The following is a 1,833-nucleotide window of genomic DNA, read 5'->3' as shown; positions in this document are numbered from 1 at the left end:
GTAACGTAGGCAGTCCCAGTGGAGGCCACGCTGTTTGTGGCCGGAATGAAATTAAGCAACTTGTTAGGAGTTTTTCTGTCCGCCATGAATTAGCTCTTTATTGACCTCATTGATGAACGCCTCAACCACCTTTAGCGAAAGCCCACTTTTATGGAAGTGGATTTTTGCCTGTTTTTCCTTATAACTGACTAGCTCTGCTTCGATTATTAATTCGTTATCGAGTGTGCATTCCAAGCTAAGTGTATCGAAGTCGTTAGCGCTTGTAACAACAAGGGTATATTTTCTTCCTTCAATTTCCATGTTACTCAAGACTCCTAACGCAAAGCACTCGGGTGACGACCGCGCAGCGGTTGGCATCCCAGCCGCCGCAGGCTGCGAGTGATGCGCCTTGTTATGAGATTATTTTTTGAATCCATTGCAGTGCATCCTTGCGAGTTTTCTCAGAAACACGAGGTGAATCAGACGAAATGATAATGTTCAGGGCGGCTTCCGCACGACCTGCATTTATAATACTTCGAGCGTGGCCAGTACGAGAGATACAAGAGCCCTCAGTATAATCTGTCTCTGCTCGTAGCTTTTCGACTATATCCTCGCGCGATAATGTGTTCGACGAAAACTCACCAAAAAATCTCACGAAACAAGCCTGACCAACCGATTGAAGAGTTCTTGAAAGTTGTTCATCATTCATGGGTTAACTCCTAACCAAAAACTCATAACGCACGCCTAACAGCGAGCAACTTGTTGCGAGTCCAGCGGCCGCAGACCGCGATGTTTGAGGCGCTTGTTAGTTTTCAATTGCCGCGACCTCTATTCCAAAAGGTGATATTTGCCCAAAAACTCGTATTTTCGAACCTAACTCAAGATTGCCGTAAACAGACTCTGATAAACAAATATGTTGTTTGATAAAAAAGTGACTTCTTTTACAACAACTCTCGGAGCACATCGGCCTTTAAAGATTACACTTTCCATTTCTACGACAGTTAGCTCTGTGGTGCCGTCACTTGCATAAAAAGGATGCAAAAATTTCGGCAGGCCGCCGAATATAGCTGTCGCTAACCAGCCAGCAAATACGACCGGCAGAACTACCAAATATGTGCCTTTCCAGTTTCTTCGAACTTCAGAAAAATGACTTTTGTTCAAAAAATACATACAACCAAATGAAAACAACCCGAACACTAATAAAAACACATACAAACTGAAGATCCATGTACCTGATGAGTTATCAACGGTAACTCTGACATCTGAAAAAATAGATAAATAACCTCCAGCGAAAAGGAAAATAATGATCGCTAAAGCCACTATTCGGTTAGCAATGTTAATTGCACTAAGTATCATTTGGTTAACCTAAAAACTAACGTTAAGCACAACGGCAGTTTGTAAGCTGTGCGTTGTGGAATACTTTTGCGCAGCAAAACCACATAAGCGCGACTTACAAACTGTCCAGCCGCGCAGCGGCGTGTTGCTACGCCTTGTGTACGCCCAGCATGGGCATGAACTAATGAGGTGAAAGTCCTCTGTAGGAAGGTCACCGTTCAATAACATGCTGTTATTAAACGTTAACTACTAGCGAATGGCAAGGGCTTATCCGCGAGGATTGGTTTGAAGGAAGCCGCTAGCAAATTTGCGAGCTGATGAACAAGAACATCATATGAGGCGTAGGCTAGAGGTGAGTTGGCAGGGCCTCCCCCACGAAGTAAGGGGACAAGACGACGAAACCACGTGATCTAATGGCCACCGTAAATGATGCAGCAGTGCAAAGAAAGTTCATGTTCTTATCTGGAGAGATCTGCTTAACACGCGATCGGTCATTAACCAGTCAGGCTCTGGTTTATA

Annotated in this window: 3 protein-coding genes; all 3 read right to left on the bottom strand. The window is 44.2% G+C overall.

Annotated elements, in window-relative coordinates; translation table 11 throughout:
- Positions 1 to 63: 63 nt before the first annotated feature.
- The 3 genes from ACHA99_RS17170 to ACHA99_RS17160 all read right to left on the bottom strand — a co-directional run bounded on the left by ACHA99_RS17170 (position 64) and on the right by ACHA99_RS17160 (position 1,335).
- Entirely contained in the window at positions 64 to 300 is a 237-nt protein-coding gene (locus ACHA99_RS17170; protein ID WP_106650479.1) for a hypothetical protein, read from the bottom strand.
- 91 nt (positions 301 to 391) lie between these two features.
- Positions 392 to 688, bottom strand: a complete 297-nt coding sequence (locus ACHA99_RS17165) for a hypothetical protein (protein WP_106650478.1) — start codon at positions 686 to 688, stop codon at positions 392 to 394.
- 164 nt (positions 689 to 852) lie between these two features.
- Positions 853 to 1,335, bottom strand: a complete 483-nt coding sequence (locus ACHA99_RS17160; protein ID WP_393944042.1) for a hypothetical protein — start codon at positions 1,333 to 1,335, stop codon at positions 853 to 855.
- Positions 1,336 to 1,833: the final 498 nt, after the last annotated feature.

It is taken from the genome of Shewanella sp. S23-S33 (assembly GCF_043359565.1).
In the GTDB taxonomy this organism is placed as follows: domain Bacteria; phylum Pseudomonadota; class Gammaproteobacteria; order Enterobacterales; family Shewanellaceae; genus Shewanella; species Shewanella oncorhynchi.
This window is presented reverse-complemented; position numbering and strand designations above follow the sequence as displayed.

Excerpts from the sequence above, each read along its gene's own strand:
- ACHA99_RS17170 (WP_106650479.1), bottom strand. The coding sequence starts at position 300 with ATGGAAATTGAAGGAAGAAAATATACCCTTGTTGTTACAAGCGCTAAC.
- ACHA99_RS17160 (WP_393944042.1), bottom strand. The coding sequence starts at position 1,335 with ATGATACTTAGTGCAATTAACATTGCTAACCGAATAGTGGCTTTAGCG.
- ACHA99_RS17165 (WP_106650478.1), bottom strand. The coding sequence starts at position 688 with ATGAATGATGAACAACTTTCAAGAACTCTTCAATCGGTTGGTCAGGCT.